This window comes from Kribbella sandramycini, assembly GCF_013131805.1.
Classification (GTDB): Bacteria; Actinomycetota; Actinomycetes; order Propionibacteriales; family Kribbellaceae; genus Kribbella; species Kribbella sandramycini.
Window position 1 is genome coordinate 201,643 of sequence record NZ_JABJRC010000001.1, and the last position, 17,128, is coordinate 218,770.

At 70.7% G+C, this 17,128-nt stretch carries 19 protein-coding genes; 10 read left to right on the forward strand and 9 right to left on the reverse strand.

Annotated features, from left to right (window positions below; translation table 11 throughout):
- Nucleotides 1–4: 4 nt before the first annotated feature.
- Together HPO96_RS00815 and HPO96_RS00820 are read right to left on the reverse strand one after the other, a co-directional pair.
- The gene (locus HPO96_RS00815; RefSeq protein ID WP_171670137.1) at nucleotides 5–577 is read right to left on the reverse strand and encodes a transcriptional regulator; all 573 of its coding nucleotides are present in this window, start codon (nucleotides 575–577) and stop codon (nucleotides 5–7) included.
- Nucleotides 574–927, reverse strand: a complete 354-nt coding sequence (locus HPO96_RS00820; protein WP_238354661.1) for a hypothetical protein — start codon at nucleotides 925–927, stop codon at nucleotides 574–576. Before HPO96_RS00820 ends, HPO96_RS00815 begins: the two co-directional genes overlap by 4 nt.
- 59 nt (nucleotides 928–986) lie before the next feature.
- On the opposite strand from HPO96_RS00820, the gene HPO96_RS00825 reads away from it, so the two are divergent.
- Nucleotides 987–1,943 carry a PEP/pyruvate-binding domain-containing protein gene (locus HPO96_RS00825; protein WP_337796455.1) on the forward strand — a complete coding sequence of 319 codons (957 nt, stop codon included), beginning with the start codon at nucleotides 987–989 and terminating at the stop codon, nucleotides 1,941–1,943.
- Here HPO96_RS00825 and HPO96_RS00830 read toward each other — a convergent pair.
- Nucleotides 1,916–2,341, reverse strand: a complete 426-nt coding sequence (locus tag HPO96_RS00830) for a hypothetical protein (protein WP_171670141.1) — start codon at nucleotides 2,339–2,341, stop codon at nucleotides 1,916–1,918. The genes HPO96_RS00825 and HPO96_RS00830 overlap by 28 nt on opposite strands.
- A 148-nt stretch (nucleotides 2,342–2,489) precedes the next feature.
- Between HPO96_RS00830 and HPO96_RS00835 the strand changes: the two genes are divergently transcribed.
- Genes HPO96_RS00835 through HPO96_RS00845 form a run of 3 tightly spaced genes read left to right on the forward strand, consistent with a single transcriptional unit; the run spans nucleotide 2,490 to nucleotide 4,722 of the window.
- Nucleotides 2,490–3,146, forward strand: a complete 657-nt coding sequence (locus HPO96_RS00835; RefSeq protein WP_171670142.1) for a DUF998 domain-containing protein — start codon at nucleotides 2,490–2,492, stop codon at nucleotides 3,144–3,146.
- A complete protein-coding gene (locus HPO96_RS00840) occupies nucleotides 3,143–3,514 on the forward strand; it encodes a YciI family protein (protein WP_171670144.1) in 372 nt (123 codons plus the stop codon). The genes HPO96_RS00835 and HPO96_RS00840 overlap by 4 nt, the downstream gene beginning before the upstream one ends.
- Nucleotides 3,511–4,722, forward strand: a complete 1,212-nt coding sequence (locus HPO96_RS00845; RefSeq protein ID WP_171670145.1) for a sigma-70 family RNA polymerase sigma factor — start codon at nucleotides 3,511–3,513, stop codon at nucleotides 4,720–4,722. Before HPO96_RS00840 ends, HPO96_RS00845 begins: the two co-directional genes overlap by 4 nt.
- Here HPO96_RS00845 and truB read toward each other — a convergent pair.
- The 6 genes from truB to rimP all read right to left on the reverse strand — a co-directional run bounded on the left by truB (nucleotide 4,715) and on the right by rimP (nucleotide 11,303).
- Nucleotides 4,715–5,602 carry a tRNA pseudouridine(55) synthase TruB gene (gene truB / locus HPO96_RS00850; protein WP_337796456.1) on the reverse strand — a complete coding sequence of 296 codons (888 nt, stop codon included), beginning with the start codon at nucleotides 5,600–5,602 and terminating at the stop codon, nucleotides 4,715–4,717. The genes HPO96_RS00845 and truB overlap by 8 nt on opposite strands.
- Nucleotides 5,602–6,036: a 30S ribosome-binding factor RbfA gene (gene rbfA / locus HPO96_RS00855; protein ID WP_202885446.1), complete on the reverse strand. Its 435-nt coding sequence runs from the start codon at nucleotides 6,034–6,036 to the stop codon at nucleotides 5,602–5,604. Before rbfA ends, truB begins: the two co-directional genes overlap by 1 nt.
- Before the next feature lie 71 nt (nucleotides 6,037–6,107).
- Nucleotides 6,108–9,314 carry a translation initiation factor IF-2 gene (infB, locus tag HPO96_RS00860; protein ID WP_171670147.1) on the reverse strand — a complete coding sequence of 1,069 codons (3,207 nt, stop codon included), beginning with the start codon at nucleotides 9,312–9,314 and terminating at the stop codon, nucleotides 6,108–6,110.
- A 134-nt stretch (nucleotides 9,315–9,448) separates the two neighbouring features.
- On the reverse strand, nucleotides 9,449–9,742 hold the full coding sequence (locus HPO96_RS00865) for a DUF448 domain-containing protein (protein WP_171670148.1): 294 nt from the start codon (nucleotides 9,740–9,742) through the stop codon (nucleotides 9,449–9,451).
- A 45-nt stretch (nucleotides 9,743–9,787) separates the two neighbouring features.
- The gene (gene nusA, locus HPO96_RS00870) at nucleotides 9,788–10,780 is read right to left on the reverse strand and encodes a transcription termination factor NusA (protein WP_171670150.1); all 993 of its coding nucleotides are present in this window, start codon (nucleotides 10,778–10,780) and stop codon (nucleotides 9,788–9,790) included.
- A gap of 1 nt (nucleotide 10,781) precedes the next feature.
- Nucleotides 10,782–11,303 (reverse strand): ribosome maturation factor RimP, encoded by a 522-nt coding sequence (gene rimP, locus HPO96_RS00875; protein WP_171670152.1) that lies wholly within the window; start codon nucleotides 11,301–11,303, stop codon nucleotides 10,782–10,784.
- A gap of 138 nt (nucleotides 11,304–11,441) precedes the next feature.
- Between rimP and HPO96_RS00880 the strand changes: the two genes are divergently transcribed.
- The 6 genes from HPO96_RS00880 to HPO96_RS00910 all read left to right on the forward strand — a co-directional run bounded on the left by HPO96_RS00880 (nucleotide 11,442) and on the right by HPO96_RS00910 (nucleotide 17,127).
- Entirely contained in the window at nucleotides 11,442–11,993 is a 552-nt protein-coding gene (locus HPO96_RS00880) for a cell division protein FtsK (protein ID WP_171670153.1), read from the forward strand.
- Nucleotides 11,990–12,400 (forward strand): ferritin-like domain-containing protein, encoded by a 411-nt coding sequence (locus tag HPO96_RS00885; protein WP_171670155.1) that lies wholly within the window; start codon nucleotides 11,990–11,992, stop codon nucleotides 12,398–12,400. Before HPO96_RS00880 ends, HPO96_RS00885 begins: the two co-directional genes overlap by 4 nt.
- 315 nt (nucleotides 12,401–12,715) lie before the next feature.
- Nucleotides 12,716–13,054, forward strand: a complete 339-nt coding sequence (locus tag HPO96_RS00890; RefSeq protein ID WP_171670156.1) for a cupin domain-containing protein — start codon at nucleotides 12,716–12,718, stop codon at nucleotides 13,052–13,054.
- Nucleotides 13,047–14,393 (forward strand): class I tRNA ligase family protein, encoded by a 1,347-nt coding sequence (locus HPO96_RS00895; protein WP_171670158.1) that lies wholly within the window; start codon nucleotides 13,047–13,049, stop codon nucleotides 14,391–14,393. Before HPO96_RS00890 ends, HPO96_RS00895 begins: the two co-directional genes overlap by 8 nt.
- Entirely contained in the window at nucleotides 14,393–16,756 is a 2,364-nt protein-coding gene (locus tag HPO96_RS37495) for an FAD-dependent oxidoreductase (RefSeq protein WP_202885447.1), read from the forward strand. The genes HPO96_RS00895 and HPO96_RS37495 overlap by 1 nt, the downstream gene beginning before the upstream one ends.
- Nucleotides 16,753–17,127, forward strand: a complete 375-nt coding sequence (locus HPO96_RS00910) for an avidin-fold protein (RefSeq protein WP_171670159.1) — start codon at nucleotides 16,753–16,755, stop codon at nucleotides 17,125–17,127. Before HPO96_RS37495 ends, HPO96_RS00910 begins: the two co-directional genes overlap by 4 nt.
- Nucleotide 17,128 lies beyond the last annotated feature (1 nt).

Below are 17,128 nucleotides of genomic sequence, written 5' to 3' on the forward strand. Positions count from 1 at the left end.
GTAGCTAGCGACGCACACCGAGGGTGGCGATCAGGTCCTCGTGCAGTTCAAACCAGACTCGATGGCAGGAGTCCACCGACGTGCCGTCGACCCACTGCTGTGCCAATGCGTGCTGGAAGCGGGTGTCGTAGCCCTGGAAGCGCGGCAGGACTGCTGTGAGCCGGGCGACCAGCGGAGTCAGCTGTTGAGCGATCGCTGCAAGCTCTCCCAGCACCTGCTCATCCCAGACCGCATCGGTGTGGTCGTTGGCGGCCAGTGCGTCCGCGGTCGTCGGCCGGAGCTGCCAGTTGGTACAGGCGGCCTGCAGCCGGCCGTTGAGTGGCAGGAAGTCGTCGTAGACCGACTCGACCACCGGAGACCGCTCAGCAGCCAGCAGTCGCTCGTTCTCGGCCCGCCCAGCCTCAGTGAGCGACCAGCCACCCAGACCGGCGAACTCACTCCAGCTGACCCAGCCATAGGCCTGGAAGTCGAGCAGCAACTCCCCTGCCATCGCTGGGTCGAGGTCGAACCGCGCTGCGACGGCTGCGTTGTCGGCGAAGCCGAGCAGCCGGACTGCATGCAGAACCAGGAGGCTCATGACTGCCTGGCCGCAAGACGATCGAGGCGCTGTTGGCAGGCTTGTGGCGAGTTGAGGCCGAGAGCGCGGGCCATCTCGGCCCAGGTGAGCCCGAGGCCGCGAGCGGCGAACAGCAGGCCGGTCTCCAGCTGGTCGACCTCGGCGCGCGCCGCTGGGAGCAGTTGGAGCGCCGCAAGGGCGGCATCCCGGTCGCCGTCCGAGTGCAGGAAGAACTGGATGAGGTCCACCGCGGACGGCGGGATCGGCGCGGGTTGCCACGGACGCCGCTCCAGCTGGTCCGCGCCGCGGTCGAGCAGCCGATGGCGGGCGTCCGCCTCGCGCTGCGCCTGTGCGTGGTCGTTGCGCTCCATGCCCGAACAGTGGATCATCAACGAAACGTTGTCAACAAAATGTTGAAGGAGTCGCGGGCGTGATCCCTCTCCAGGACGCCGGGGCCGCTGCGGGCCCGAAGGCCGCGACCCTCGGCCGGCTGCTCCGCGCGGGCTTCCCGGTGCCGCCCGGTCGGGTCGTCCTGCCCGGCGCGCCGGTCGAGAGAGTGCCGGCGGGGTTGTACGCCGTGCGCTCGTCGGCGTCCACCGAGGACGGCGTCCAGGCCTCGGCGGCCGGTCAGTACGAAACCTTCCTCAACGTCTCCCATGACGATATTCCGGATCGGGTTGCCGACGTACGAGCCTCGCTCTCGTCGCAGCGGGCGGTGGCCTATCGCGGTGCTGCACCGGCCGAGATGGCCGTGATCGTGCAGCAGCAGGTCGATGCGGATGTCTCCGGGGTGATGTTCACCGGGCCGGTCACCGAGGTCGAGGCATTCTGGGGGCTGGGCGACGCCGTGGTCGGAGGTCTCGTCAATCCCGACGCCTTCACGCTGACCGACGACAGCATCGAACGACGAGGCTCCTGCTTGAGCGACGAGCAACTCCGCGAGCTCCAGCGCATTGGGATTGCCGTCGAGAAGCTGCTGGGCGGGCCGCAGGACATCGAGTTCGCGTTCGCCCAGGGTGGGTTGTGGTTGTTGCAGGCGCGGCCGGTGACGGCGCCACTGGAGGGCACCGGCGGGAGCGCCGGGACGGCGACCGGACCGGCGCGGGTGGTTCGAGGGGCTGATGAGTTCGGGCGGGTGCGGCCCGGAGACATCCTGGTGTGCCGGTTCACGGATCCGTCCTGGACACCGCTGTTCGGGGTGATCGCCGGCATCGTCACCGAGACCGGCGGGCGGTTGTCCCATGCGGCGATCGTGGCCCGGGAACGGCGGATCCCGGCCGTGCTCGGCGTACCAGGAGTGCTCGGAACACTCCGGGACGGGAGTCGCGTCAGTATCGACGGCACGGCCGGGAGCGTCCGTCAGCTGCGCTTCGAGACGGAGCTGTAGCCGCCACCGCCCGGGTAGACCCAGTCGCCGGCCAGGGTGTCGCCGCCGTCGCTGAAAGTGCCGCGGAAGTACGCCGGGCTGCCCTTGGCGCCGCCCCAGATCGTGAGCGTGTCGCCGTCCGGCTCGTAGACGTAGTCGAGGGTGTTGCCGGTCGAGTCGTAGAACCGCGACCACACCTCGGCCGTGGCCGGCTCGCCGAACGGGCGCAGGTTGCCGATCACCTCGAAGCCCTTGATCTCCTGCCCGTACTGGCGCAGCTCGACGTGCTGCAGCAGGAAGAACCGGCCCGGCATCCACTCGTACCGGACGGTGCCCTCGACCCCGCCACTCAAGGTCCAGGTGCCGACCAGGCGATCCAGGGCCTGCAGGTCGCTACCCGGCTGAACGTTCTCGGTCATCTCGTCTCCTCGGTTGAAGTTGCCGCTACCTCGGAGCGCACCGCGCCCTCTCGACAGCCGTGAGATGTGATCTGGATCACCTCACAGGATCGTCGAGATCCCGGGACCGGCGACGAGGTGACGGCAACCAACGACCCAGGAGGTTGTCATGACCACACTCACCGCCACCGCTCCCCCGGCCACCGTCCCCGCGCACCGGCTGCTCGCCGGGGTGCTCGCCGGGCCGGTCTTCTTCGCCTCGGCCGGCCTGCAGATGCTCACCCGGGACGGCTTCGACCTCACCCGGCACCCGATCAGCCAGCTCGCGACCGGTCCACAGGGCTGGATCCAGATCAGCACCTTCGTCGCCGCCGGACTCGGCGTCCTGACCATGGCGACCGGACTGCGCACCGCCTTCGCCGACGGTATCGGACGTCGCGCACTGCCGATCCTGGTCGCGATCTTCGGCATCGGCCTGATCGCGTCCGGCATCTTCACCATGGACGCCGAACACGGCTTCCCGACCGGTACGCCGGACGGCCCGGCCACCGACCCGTCGTGGCACAGCGTCGCGCACGGCATCGCCGCCGCGACCGGCTTCACCGCACTGGCCGTCGCCGCGATCGTTCTCGTCGTCCGATCCGTACGCCGCCGCCGCGTCGTCCCAGCCGTGCTCAGCGGACTGGCGGCCGTCGTACTGCTCGCACCGATGTCACCCGAGCACATGAGCCTCCAGATCGCGTTTTGCGGGCTTGTCGGCTTCACCTGGACGTCTGTGGTCGCCCTGGTCGGTTACCGTGCCAGCACGCAGAGGAGGGCATCGTGAAGTACCTGTTGCTCAGCTACACCCCAGCCACCGCATGGGACGCCGCTACCGCGGAGACACCGTCCGAGGAGGCTCTGGCCGCGTTCGCGTTCTACCAGCGCTACGAGCAGGAGCTGAGCGCATCCGGCGAGTTCGTGACCAGCGAAGGGCTCGGCCACCCGGTGGTCAGCACGACGATACGCAAGGCCACGGACGGCGTGGTCGCCACCGACGGGCCGTTCGCGGAGCTCAAGGAGGTGCTGGCGAGTTTCGCGGTGATCGACGTCGCCAGCCACGAGCGGGCGATCGAGATCGCCGGCCGGATCGTCGAGGTGCTCGGTGAGCCGATCGAGATCCGGCCGATCATGGGCGACGACTTCGGCGCGTGAACAGCACCGCCGACCTCGAGCACCTGCTGCGCGCCGAAGCGCCGCAGGTGCTCGGCGCGCTGGTCCGCCGGTTCGGCCGGTTCGACATCGCCGAGGACGCCGTCCAGGAGGCGCTGCTGGCGGCCAGCCGGGCGTGGGCGGACGGCGTCCCGGAGAACCCGCGCAGCTGGCTGATCCGGATCGGCTACCGGCGGATGGTCGATCTGCTCCGCTCCGACCAGGCCCGGCGGCGGCGCGAGCAGGAGGCCGAGCTGGCCGAACCCGTGCACCGCGGGTCGGCGGCCCCGCCGTCCGCAACCGACGACAGCCTCACGCTGTTGCTGCTTTGCTGCCACCCCGCGCTCCCCGCGACCAGCCAGGTGGCGCTCACCTTGCGCGCGGTCGGCGGCCTCACCACAACCGAGATCGCCCACGCGTACGGCGCCACCGAGAACACCATGGGCACCCGGATCAGCCGCGCCAAACAGCAACTCGCCAAAGCCGGCGCCCGCTTCACGGCACCGACCGACGACGACCGCGCCGAACGGGTGGCTGCGGTGATGCGCGTCCTCTACCTGATCTTCAACGAGGGCTACACCGCCACCGCCGGCGACAGCCTCACCCGCGTCGACCTCACCCGCGAAGCCATCCGCCTCACCCGCCTCCTGGTCGCGACCCTCCCGGATCCGGAAGCCGTCGGTCTGCTGGCCCTGATGCTCCTCACCGAGTCCCGCCGGACTGCACGCACCGGCCCGGCCGGTGAGCTCGTCCCCCTCGAAGACCAGGACCGCGCGCACTGGGACGCCGACCTCATCCGCGAAGGCACCGCCTTACTCGACGGCGTCTGGAACCAGGCCGAACCCGGCGAGTACCAACTCCAGGCAGCCATCGCCGCCACCCACGCCGCCCCGGGCGACACCGACTGGCCGCAGATCGCGATGCTCTACCTCTGGCTCGAACGCTGCACGCCAACTGCCCCGGTCCGCCTCAGCCGCGTGGTCGCGGTAGCCCGTGCCTACGGACCCACGCGCGGTCTCGCTTTACTGGACGAGCTCGACCTGTCCGACGACCCGCTCACCCGGCAGCGCGAACGCGCCGTCCGGGCCCACCTTCTCGAGCAGACCGGCGAAACCGGCAAAGCAGCAGCCCACTACCGCGAGGCCGCCGCCCTCACCGCGAACGAGGTCGAACAGCAGTACCTGCTCAGCCGCGCCGATCGGCTCAGCTGACGAAAACGGCCGTCGGCTTGGCGAGCGGGCCGTGCGGCTCGTAGAGGGCGAGGAAGATCCCGGTCGGGTCGAACATCGCGGTCTGGCCGGCAGACAGCTTCAAGCCGGGCAGCGGTCGACCGGTGCGGATCGCGGCTGCCTGTTCGGCGTCCGCGTCGTACCGCGGGAAGGTGCCGGCGGCAACATCCGCGATCGGGAGCCAGGTGAACTCCTCGGCGAGCGCGTCGAGTGAGTGCGCGACGCTCAGGTCGAAGGTGCCGACGCGCGTCCGCCGTAGCGCGGTCAGATGGCCGCCGACGCCGAGGTCGGCGCCCAGATCGCGAGCGAGCGCGCGAATGTACGTGCCGCTGGAGCAGTCCACCGAGACGTCGACGTCGATCCAGCCGTCGCCACGGCGGATATCGAGGACGTCGTAGCGCGACACCGTGACCGTGCGGGACTTGAGCACGACCTCCTCCCCAGCGCGGACGCGCTCGTAGGCGCGCTTGCCGTCGACCTTGATCGCCGACACCGCCGACGGCACCTGCGAGATCTCACCCCGGTACGGCGTCACCCCGGCCGCGATCGCCGCGTCGGTCACACCGTCGACGGGCGCGGTCGACACGACCTCGCCCTCGGCGTCGTCGGTGCTGGTGGTCGCGCCGAGCCGGATCGTCGCGTCGTACGACTTGTCGGCCAGCTGGAGGTGGCCGAGCAGCCGGGTCGCGCGGTTCAGCCCGGCGACCAGGACGCCGGTCGCCATCGGGTCCAGCGTGCCGGCGTGCCCCACCTTGCGGGTACCCGCCAGCCGCCGGACCCGGGCGACCACCGTGTGCGATGTCATCCCGGCCGGTTTGTCCACGATGACGATGCCGTCCGAGGACGGCGTGAAGGCGACCACTAGTCTTCGGCGTCCTCGTCGTCCTTGTGCTTGTACGGGTCGGCGTCACCGGCCGGCTTGGCGCCCGCGGCGGCCTTGGCCACCTCGGCGTCGGCCTCGCGGGCCTTCGCGAGCAGCTCCTCGATCTGGCCCGCGTTCTCCGGGACGGCGTCCAGGAAGAACGCGACACTCGGCGCGTGCCGCAGGCCGAGCGCCTTGCCGACCTCGCTGCGGATCAGGCCGCGGGCCGACTCCAGCGCCGCGGCCGTGGAGGCCCGCGCCTGCTCGTCGCCGTACACGGTGTAGAAAACGCTGGCCTCGCGCAGGTCGCCGGTCAGCCGCGCGTCGGTCACGGTGACGAAACCGAGCCGCGGGTCCTTGACGCGCCGCTCGAGCAACTCGGCGACGAGCACCTGGATCCGGTCGGCCAGCTGCTTGGCCCTTGCTTCACCCATCAGGGCTCACTCCCTCATTCATGCGTAACGTCCGGAGAGACCACTGCCTCTCCGGACGTTACCTGGTGCTGTCAGCTGCGCGGCTTCTCGCGCAGCTCGAACGACTCGATGATGTCGCCGATCTTGATGTCGTTGAAGTTGTTGACGGTCAGACCGCACTCGAAGCCCTCGCGGACCTCGGACGCGTCGTCCTTGAACCTCTTCAGCGACGACAGCTCGCCGTTGTCGACGATCACCGCGCCGTCCCGGATCAACCGCATCTTGGCGTTGCGGCGGATCAGCCCGCTGGTCACCCAGCAACCGGCGATGTTTCCGACCTTCGAGGAGCGGAAGATCTCGCGGATCTCCGCCTGGCCGAGGACGGCCTCCTCGTAGATCGGCTTCAGCATGCCCTTGAGGGCCGCCTCGATGTCGTCGATCGCGGAGTAGATGACCGAGTAGTACCGGATGTCGACGCCCTCGCGCTCGGCGACGTCACCGGCCTTACCCGCCGGCCGGACGTTGAAGCCGATGATGACGGCGTTCGAGGCCATGGCCAGGTTGACATCGTTCTCGTTGATCGCGCCGACGCCGCGGTCGATGACCCGGAGGTTGACCTCGTCGTCGATCTCGATCCGGACCAGCGCGTCTTCCAGCGCCTCGACCGAACCGGACACGTCGCCCTTCAGGATCAGCAGCAGCTCCTGCGTCTCGCCCTTCTCCATCGAGGCCATGAAGTCCTCGAGGGTCCGGCGCGCGCGACGCTTGGCGTTCGCGGCCGCCCGGGCCCGGGCTTCGCGCTTCTCCGCGATCTGCCGGGCCATCCGGTCGTCGTCCACCACCAGGAACTTGTCACCGGCGCCCGGGACCGCGGTCAGACCGAGGACCAGGACCGGCCGCGACGGCGTGGCCTCTTCGACCGGGTCGCCGTGCTCGTCGAGCATCGCCCGGACCCGGCCGTACGCGGGACCCGCGACCATCGAGTCGCCGACCCGCAGCGTGCCGCGCTGGACCAGCACGGTCGCCACCGGACCACGGCCCTTGTCGAGGTTGGCCTCGATCGCGATGCCCTGGGCCGGCATGTTCGGGTTGGCCCGCAGGTCGAGTGCGGCGTCCGCGGTCAGCACGACGCCCTCGAGCAGGCCGTCGATGTTGATCCGGGACTTCGCCGAGACGTCGACGAACATGGTGTCGCCGCCGTACTCCTCGGGAACCAGGCCGTACTCGGTCAGCTGACCGCGCACCTTGGCCGGGTCCGCGCTCGGGACGTCGATCTTGTTCACCGCGACCACGATCGGAACCCCGGCCGCGCGGGCGTGGTTCAGCGCCTCGATCGTCTGCGGCATCACGCCGTCGTCGGCCGCGACCACCAGGATGACGATGTCGGTGGCCTGGGCGCCACGGGCACGCATGGCGGTGAACGCCTCGTGACCCGGGGTGTCGACGAAGGTGATCGCGCGCTCTTCGCCGTCCACCGTCGTGGTCACCTGGTAGGCGCCGATGTGCTGCGTGATGCCACCGGCCTCCTTGGCGACCACGTTCGCCGAACGGACGGCGTCCAGCAGCTTGGTCTTACCGTGGTCGACGTGACCCATGACGGTCACGACCGGCGGCCGCTTGACCAGCTCGGCCTCGCCGCCCTCGTCGGAGCCGAAGTCGATGTCGAACGACTGCAGCAGCTCGCGGTCCTCGTCCTCCGGGGAGACGATCTGAACGTCGTAGTTCAGCTCGGTGCCCAGCAGCTGCAGGGTCTCCTCGTTGACCGACTGCGTCGCGGTCACCATCTCGCCCAGGTGGAACAGCACCTGCACGAGCGATGCCGGGTCGACGCCGACCTTCTCGGCGAAGTCCGTCAGCGAGGCGCCGCGGGCGAGCTTGACGACCTCGCCGTCACCGTGGCGAACGCGGACGCCGCCGACGGCCGGAGCCTGCATGTTGTCGAATTCCTGGCGCTTGGCGCGCTTGGACTTGCGCCCACGGCGAGCCGGACCGCCCGGACGCCCGAAGGCGCCCTGCGTTCCGCCACGGCCGCGGTTACCCGGACCCGGACGACCGCCGCCACCACCGGGGGGACCGCTCGGGCCACCACCGCCGGGACGGAAACCGCCGCCGCCACCGCCGCCACCGCGCGGACCGGCGCCCGGACCACCGGGGCCGCCGCCGGGACGGCCGCGGCCACCCGCGCCACCGCCGCCGCCAGGACCGGACGGGCGACCGGTGAAGGTGCCCGCCGAGGACTTCGGCATCATCGCCGGGTTCGGGCGCGGTGCGCCCGGTACGCCGCCCTGACGCGGACGGTCGGTGCCGCCGCCGCGGTTACCGCCGTCGCGGGCCGCCGGGGGACGCGGAGCCATACCGGCCGGGCTCGGACCGCCCTGGCCGCCACCCTGACCACCCGGACCCGGACGGGCGCCACCGCGCTGCATGCCCTGGGTCGAGCTGAAGGGGTTGTTCCCCGGACGGGGTGCACCCGGACGCGGAGCGCCGCCCTGACCACCCGGACGCGGAGCACCCGGACGGGGAGCGTTGCCCTGACCACCCGGACGCGGCGCGCCACCGGGGCGCGGGGCGCCACCCGGACGCGGAGCGTTGCCGCCCTGACCACCCGAGCGGGTGTCCGGACGGTTGTCCGGACGCTGCGCCGGACCCGGAGTCGGCCGGCCCGGAGCCGGCGTGCGGCCCGGAGCCGGTGCTGCCGGAGCAGCGGACGCGGCCGGAGCCTCGAACGCCGGAGTCGCCGGGGACTGCGTCGGCGCACCGGTCGCAGCGGACTCGGCGGCCGGAGCCGGAGCGGACTCGACCGGCGCGGCCTCGACCGGAGCCGCGGCAGCCGGAGCGGCCGGGGTCTCCTGGCGCGGGCCAGGCTTCGGACCCGGGCGCGGACCCGGCTTGTTCCCCGGAGTGGGGACGGACTTGACCGGCGCGGCCTCGGCCGGGGCCGCCGGAGCGGTCTCGGTCTTCGCCGCCGGAGCAGCCGCGGCCGCTTCGGTGACCGGCGCCTCGGCGGCCGGGGCCGCGGGGGCCTTCGGCGCGGCCGGAGCCGGCTTCGGCGCCGCCTCGACAGGCGTGACCGGAGCGGTCGCCTGCGGAGCGGCGGACGTGCTGGCGGCGGCCTTCTTGGCCGCGCGCTTCTTCGGCGGGTTCTTCTCGAACTCCTCCGCCAACCGCCGTACGACGGGCGCCTCGATGGTCGAGGATGCCGATCGGACGAACTCACCCATGTCGTTCAGCCTGGTCAGAACGACCTTGCTGGTAACTCCGAGCTCTTTCGCGAGCTCGTAGACCCGGACCTTTGCCACTACTCTCCCTCTGGTCCGAGCCTGGGCGCGGACCGTTAGTTGACGTACGTGCTCATCGCATTGCACTCATCGGTAGACACTCATCGAGTGGTCATGAGTCGATGACCCGCCTTCATGTCGGTCACACGGCCCGGTCAGGCCGTGCGTACATCTTGATTATCACGCTGTGCGACGTACTCGCGCAGCCCGGTCGTCTCCAGCGGCCCCTGGGCCCTGAAGGCCCGCGGGAACGCCTTACGCCGGACGGCGAGCTCGAAGCACTCGGTCGTGGGGTGCAGGTGCGCTCCGCGACCGGGAGCCCGATGCTCGGGATCCGGGAGGACAAGCCCTCCGGACACCGTCATCCGCAGCAGGTCAGCCGGGCTGCACCGCTTCCGGCACCCGATACAGGTACGCTCCCGAATCTTGCCAGGACGCGCGTCTGTCACTTCTTCCTCAGGGTGTGGATGCGGCTCAGTCGACCGACCGAGACATCAGTCTACCTTCTTGTCCTCACCAGTCACATCGGTATCCGGCCGGATGTCGATCCGCCAGCCTGTGAGCCGCGCCGCAAGCCGGGCGTTCTGACCCTCTTTACCGATGGCCAGCGACAGCTGGTAGTCCGGTACGACGACCCGCGCGGCGCGAGCGGCCGCGTCGACGACCTCGACAGACGTAACCTGCGCCGGGGACAACGCATTCCCGACGAAGGTCGCCGGGTCGTCGCTGTGGTCGATGATGTCGATCTTCTCGCCGTGCAGCTCGTGCATGATGTTGCGCACCCGCTGCCCCATCGGCCCGATACACGCGCCCTTGCCGTTCACCGACGGATTCAGGGTCCGGACGGCGATCTTCGTCCGGTGCCCGGCCTCGCGGGCGATCGCCGTGATCTCGACGGTGCCGTCGGCGATCTCCGGGACCTCCAGCGCGAACAGCTTCTTCACCAGGTTCGGGTGCGTCCGGCTGACCGTGATCTGCGGGCCCTTGAACCCCTTGCGGACGCCGACCACGTAGACCCGCAGCCGCGAGCCGTGGTCGTACTTCTCCCCCGGCACCTGCTCCGGCGCGGGCAGCACGGCCTCGATCTTGCCCAGGTCGACCATCACCGAGCGCGGGTCGCGGCCCTGCTGGACGACGCCGGAGACGATGTCGCCCTCCTTACCGGAGAACTCGCCGTACCGGACCTCGTCCTCGGCGTCGCGCAGCCGCTGCAGGATGATCTGCTTGGCGGTGGTCGCCGCGATCCGGCCGAAGTCGTGCGGGGTGTCGTCGTACTCGCGGGCCAGCGTGCCGTCGGCGTCGAACTCGCGGGCGAAGACCGTCACGTGCCCGGTCTTGCGGTCCAGCTCGGCGCGGGCGTGCTGCTGCGCGCCCTCGGTGCGGTGGTAGGCCACCAGCAGCGCGGCCTCGATCGCGTCGACGACCACGTCGAGGGAGATGTCCTTCTCCCGTTCGAGTGACCGCAGGACGGCCATGTCGATGTCCATGTCAGTTCTCCTCCACCGTGCCGTCGGCAGGTGTTTCTTCGTCGTCGTTGCCGGCAACCCGGTTGAACTCGATCTGGACCTTGGCCTTGTCCACGTCGGCGTACGCCACCGGCTGGAGTTTGCCGTCGACCTCCAGCTCGGCCGCCTCCTCGGAGGCGGTCTTGATCCGGCCCGTGACCTTCTTGCCGTTGGTCAGGTTGACCGCGACCAGACGGCTGATGTTGCGCCGCCAGTGCCGCGGCAGCGTGAGGGGCCGGTCGACGCCGGGGCTGGAGACCTCCAGCGTGTAGGCGCCCCCGCCCATGATGTCGTCGGCGTCGAGCGCCTTGGAGATCGCGCGCGTCACCTCGGCGACGTCGTCGAGGCTGATCCCGCCGTCGCGGTCGACCAGCACCCGCAGCAGCCGGCGCTTCCCGGCCGGGGCGATGTCGGCGGCCTCCAGATCGCAGCCGAACTGGCTGACGATCGGCCGCAGGAAGTTCTCGAGGCTCGAGGTGTCCGTGTGGTCAGTCCTTCGGCTCACAGGTAGACCTGCCTCTCTGCAGTTGTGCGCCCGTTCCACTCGGCGGTCCAGCCGAGGGCAGTAGCCCACCTTATCCGCCCGGCGAGGGTGTTCATGTCACCGCCTCGTCCCAGACCTGTCACCGGGTAGGGTTCCGGCGTGCCGAACGAACCCCTCCGGCTGTCACGCCGCGTCGCACTGCAGTCCACAGCCCTGGTCTCGGGCGCGCTGCTGCTGACCTCCTGCAAGGACGACCAGCCCGGTTCCGGTACGCCGGGGGCCGTCGATCCGGGGTCGAAGAACGACCCGGGCGGCCAGGACACCCCGACCGTCGATCCGGCCGTCGTGGCCGCGCTCAGCACCGCCGCGACCGTGGTCAACAACCTCGTCAACCAGTACGCGTCGACCGGCACGAAGTACCCGGCGCTGAAGCCCAAGCTGGCGGCCGGCGCGAAGTACCACGCGGCGCACCTGGCCAAGCTGACCGAGACCGCCGGCGTGACGACCGCCAAGGTTGCCCCGAAGGCCGTTCCGTCGACCTCTACGGCCGCCCTGTCCGCGCTCTCCGTGGCCGAGCGCGCCGCCTCGGAGGCGCATGCGGTCGCCGCGGCCAAAGCCTCCGGCTCCACTGCCCGGACGCTCGCGATGCTCGCGGCGTCCGAACTCCAGCTCGCGCTCAGCCTCGTCCCGGCCAAGAAGGTGTCGTCATGACCGAGCTCGAGGCACTGCAGGCCGCCCTGGCCGGTGAGCACGCGGCCCTGTACGGCGTCGGCGTCGCCGGCGGCAAGCTGAACGGCGCGAAGTTCCGCGCCGCGACCGACACGTTCGACCGGCACCGCGACAACCGCGACCAGCTCAGCGCGCTGATCGCGGCGGCCGACGAGACGCCGGTCGCCGCGGAGCCGGCGTACGACCTGCCGCAGCCGGTGACGAACGGCGCGAGCGCGGGCCAGCTCGTGCTGCTGATCGAGCGCCGGCTGGCCGGGGTGTACGGCGACCTGGTCGAGGCGGCCGAGCAGCCCGCCGTCCGCAAGCTCGCCATCGAGCAGCTGCTGGCCACCGCGACGGCGCAGCTCAGCTGGGGCGGCGCGCCCGTGGCCCTGCCCGGCGACGCCTGACCGTGACCGCGTGGACACGGTCCGCGCGCAAATACCGGCACTAACGAAGAATTTCCCGTCGGGTTATGCCCGGGCCGGAAATTACTGACGCATTCCCCTTTACTCGCCGCTCCGCATTCACCTATATTTTCGGCCACGGAGACTGGGGGGTCACCGAGTTTCACGACGCCCGCGTTGGTGGCGCGGGCCGCGTACTCGCATCGAGCCGATCCGGCTCGTTTCGGCGCCTGTGTGCGCCTTGTTCCGTGCGTTCGTTCCGCTCTGATCTCAAACTTCTTCGGTCACGCCCGGCGTGACCCCGGAGGGTGGCGAAGCATGCGTACATTCGACCTGCGCACCGGTGAGGACTCGTTCGTCAAAGACCTGCGAGTGGTCCGCTGGGAGCAGTACGGCGTGGACGGCGACCTGCCGTTCCAGGCCATGTGGTACTCCGTTCCACCCGGCTCGGAGAGCCCGCTCGACCAGCATCCCGAGCTCGAGCTGTCGCTCGTCGTCGCCGGCACGGCGCACGTGCTGACCGGCGGCGTGGAGTACGAAGTCCAGCAGGGCAACGCGTTCCTGCTGTCCAGCACCGAGGCGCACGTCGTCCAGAACCGGTCGGAGTCGACCGAGCTGACGGTCTTCAGCGCGTACTGGATGCCGGCCGATGGCTGAGCCGCTCAGCGTCTTCACGTTCCCGCAGCCGACCGTCAACGGCCCGCTGCACGTCGGTCACCTGTCCGGCCCCTACCTGGCCGCGGACATCGCGGCCCGCGCCGCCCGCGCCCGCGGCGAGCGCGTGCTGGTGACGAGCGGCCTGGACGTGCACCAGAACTACGTGCTGACCAGGGCCGAGCGCGAGGGCCTGGATCCGCACGCGATGGTCGCGGACTTCCGCGACGACATCCTGGACACCTACGCCCGGGCCCGTATCGGCTACGACCGTTTCTCGAACCCGCTGACGGCCGGGCACGCGCCGGCCGTCCGGCAACTGCTGACCCACTTGGTCGAATCCGGCGCGACGCCGCTGCGCGAGGTGACCCTGCACGCGTGCGCCGACTGCGAGCGGACCCTGCACGAGTCCTACCTGACCGGGCGCTGCGCCGGGTGCGAGCAGCCCGCGGCCGGCGGCGCCTGCGAGGTCTGCGGGTCGTTCACGCAGCTCGCGACCATGATCGACCCGGTCTGCGGCCGGTGCGGCGGCGAGCCGAAACCCTTCCAGGCAACGGTTCCGGTGCTCCGGCTGGAGGACCACCGCGAGATGCTCGTCGATCTTTGGCTCCGCGCCGAACTGCCGCCCGACGTCCGGGCCATGCTCGTTCGCGCGGCGCGCGCTGGGCTGCCCGAGATCCCGCTCGCCATCCCGACCAACTGGGGTATCGAGTGCGACGGGCCGCTGGCCGGACTGCGCGTCGGCGCCTACACCGAGGTCGCCCTGACCGACTTCTACAGCATCGCCCGCGCGGTCGACCCCGGCGCCGCGGACCTGGACGGCTACCTGCGCGCGCTCGGCCGGGTAGACCACCTGTGGCACTTCCTGGGCCTGGACAACGCGTTCGTGTACGCCGCCTACTGGCCGGCCGTCTGGGCAGCCGCCGGGCTGCCGCGGTCGCCGCTTTCCGGGCTGGTCGTGAACGAGTTCTACACATTCGACGGGGCGAAATTCTCGACCAGCCGGAAACACGGAATCGCGGCCGCCGAATTACTGCGCGAACAGGATCCATCAATCGTTCGTTTGGCACTGGCCTGGGACCGCCCGGACCGCTACCCGAGTGATTTCACGATGGATCACTTCGCGGCTTTCGCGACCCGTGCCGAGGCGGCCCTCGCGGGTGTCCGGCCGGCCTCCGAGCCGCTCGATCCGGCCCTGGCCGCGAGCGAGCTGGCCCGGGGTGAGGCGGCCCTGCGGCCGAGCGGTTTCGACCCGCCGCTGGCCGCGCGCTGCCTACTCGCCCTGCTGGACGCCGGCGCCGACACCGGCTCGCTTCGCAGCGCGCTGACCGGGCAGGAATGATGCGGATCTGCGTGGTCGGCGCGGGGATCGCCGGGGCCTTGCTGGCCTGGCGGCTTGGCGACCGAGCCACTGTCGACCTGATCACTGGCCCGCCCGGCGCGGATGCGACCGCATCCTCGGGCGGCGGCGTCCGGGGGTTCGAGACGCATCCGCTGCAGCGCCGGCTGGCGATCGAGAGCCTGAGTGAGCTGCTCGGCACACTGCACAACCAGGCGGTGTACACCGAGACCGGCTGCACGTACCTGCTCCCGGCGTACGACGGCATCGAGTCGGCAGTCGCCGAGGTCGAGGACGCACTGCCCGGGTCGGCCACCCTGGTCGACAGCAGGGAGTTGCACCGGCGCGGCTGGCACGACCTGCCCGCGGGCACGGTCGGCGTCCTGGAGCGGCGGGCCGGCTTCATCAACCCGGACCGGCTGCGGACGAGCGTCGTCCGGCGGCTCGCATTCGGCCGGACCACCCGGGTGCTCACCGGCCCGGTGCTGCGGCTGCTCACCGAAGCCGACGGCACGGTCTCCTGCCGGCTGCCGGACCGGACCGAACGGTACGACGCCGTCGTGGTCGCCGCGGGGTCCTGGACCCCCGGCTTCCTGACGGAGAACAACTTCGGCGTGAACACCCGTACCAAGGCGGTCCAGATCGCGGTGTACCGGGTGGACGGCCAACTGCCGACCATGTTCGTCGACGAGACCAGCGACCTGTACGGACGGCCGACCGCCGACGGCCGCCTGCTCCTCGGGGTCGACACCCAACGCTGGTCGGTTCCACCCGGCAGCAGCGCCCCGGTCCCGGATCTGGCCGAACAGGCCGTCCGGATCGCCGGACGGCGGCTGCCGCAACTGAAGCTGTCGACGCCTGACCACCTGGTCAGCACCGCCGACTGCTACGCCGATCCACCAGTACTGACCTTGTGGCCGGTTCCCGGTGGGACGCATCGGCTCTACACCTTTACCGGCGGGTCCGGCGGCAGCGTGAAAACCGCGCTGGCCGCCAGCCGGGCCGCTGCGAGCGAACTGCTCGCCGCGGGCGGGACAAGCACCTCCACTTCGCGGACGGAGAACAAGCGCATGACGATCACCGAACCAGGCATCCGGCGAGCAGACACCCAGCCCGTCTCCCGCTACCACACCATCGGTATCGGGGCCGGTCCCTCCAACCTCTCCCTGGCGGCGCTCTACAAGAACGTCACCAGCGAGCGGCTGGCCCTGTTCGACTCCCGGCCGGGCACCGGCTGGCACACCCCGCTGCTCTACCCCGGGGTGCGGATGCAGACCGGCTGGATGAAGGACCTGGTCTCGCTGGTGGATCCCCGCCACGAGCTGACGTTCCTGAACTACCTGGTCACGTCGGGCCGGCTCTACGCGCTGATCAACTCCCAGTTCGACTCGCTGCCCCGGATCGAGTACGAGCGCTACCTCACCTGGGCCACCGAGCGCCTCGGCGTGGTCAACTTCGGCGCCCAGGTGGACGCGATCTCCCTCACCGACGAGGGTTTCCAGATCACCGTGGACGGCGTCCCGGCGGCCGTGTCCGAGCACCTCGTTCTCGGTGTCGGCACCCGGGCCGTGCGTCCGGCGTACCTGGGCGGCCTGCCGGCCGAGCGGGCCTTCATCGCCGACGACCTCGGGCAGCGGCTGGCCGCGCTGGACCGGACGGCGCCGACCGCGGTGATCGGCGGCGGCCAGACCGGACTGGAGTCGGTGCTGCGACTGCTCGGCTCCGGGTTCACCGACGTCCGCTGGCTGGGCCGGAACCAGTGGTTCCGCAGTATCGACGACTCGCCGATGGCCAACGAGCTCTACCGGCCGTCGCACATCCAGTACCTGCAGGGCCTGAACCGCGGCAAGCGCCGGCAGATGATCGACGACTCCCGCTACAGCGGCGACGCGATCACCCCGGGTGGTCTGCGGGCGCTCTACCAGGCCAACTACGACGGCTTCCTGTCGCTGGGCCAGTTCCCGGTCACGCTGCTGCCGGGGCGCGACGTCCAGACCTCGGACCTGCTGCCCGACGGCAACATCCGGCTGTGCTGCTCGACGAGCACGCTGCCCGAGGAGCACGTCGTCCGGCAGCTGGTCGTCGCGGCCGGTCGCGAGCACGTGGCGGCGCCGTTCGACGACGACCTGCGCGAGCGGGTCGAGGTCGACGACGACGGCGACCTGCTCGTCGAGCCGGACTACTCCGTGCGCTGGAAGGGTATGAACGGCCACAAGATCTACACGTTCAACGCCAGCCGCTACAGCCACGGCCTGACCAACGCCGGCCTCACCCAGCTGCCGGTCCGGGCCGCGATCGTGCTGAACTCGATGTTCGAGCGGGAGATCTACCCGATCGCGGACGACGTCTGCGCGGTGCGCTGGTGAGCGCGACCGCGCCGGAACCCGTCGTCCCGGATGTCGACGGGGTCTGGTTCCAGCTCGAGGTCGACGACCCGGCCGCCGGCGCGCCGTACGGGCAGTACCACCGCGACGACGACGTGATCTGGGCCGAGTTCTACGCCGGCGGCACGCTGCGGAGCGGCCGGCTGGTCGGCCGGTTGCGCGCCGACGGCAGCTTCGACGCGTCGTACTGCCTGCTCACCGAGACCGGCGAGCTGATCAGCGGCGCCTGTCACAGCATCCCCGAGTTCGATGCCCAGGGCAACATCCTGGTCACCGACCACTTCCGGCGCGCCGACGGCAGTCGCGGCGTCAGCCGGATCCGTCAGATCCCCAGTCCAGTCAGGGAAGTGTGAG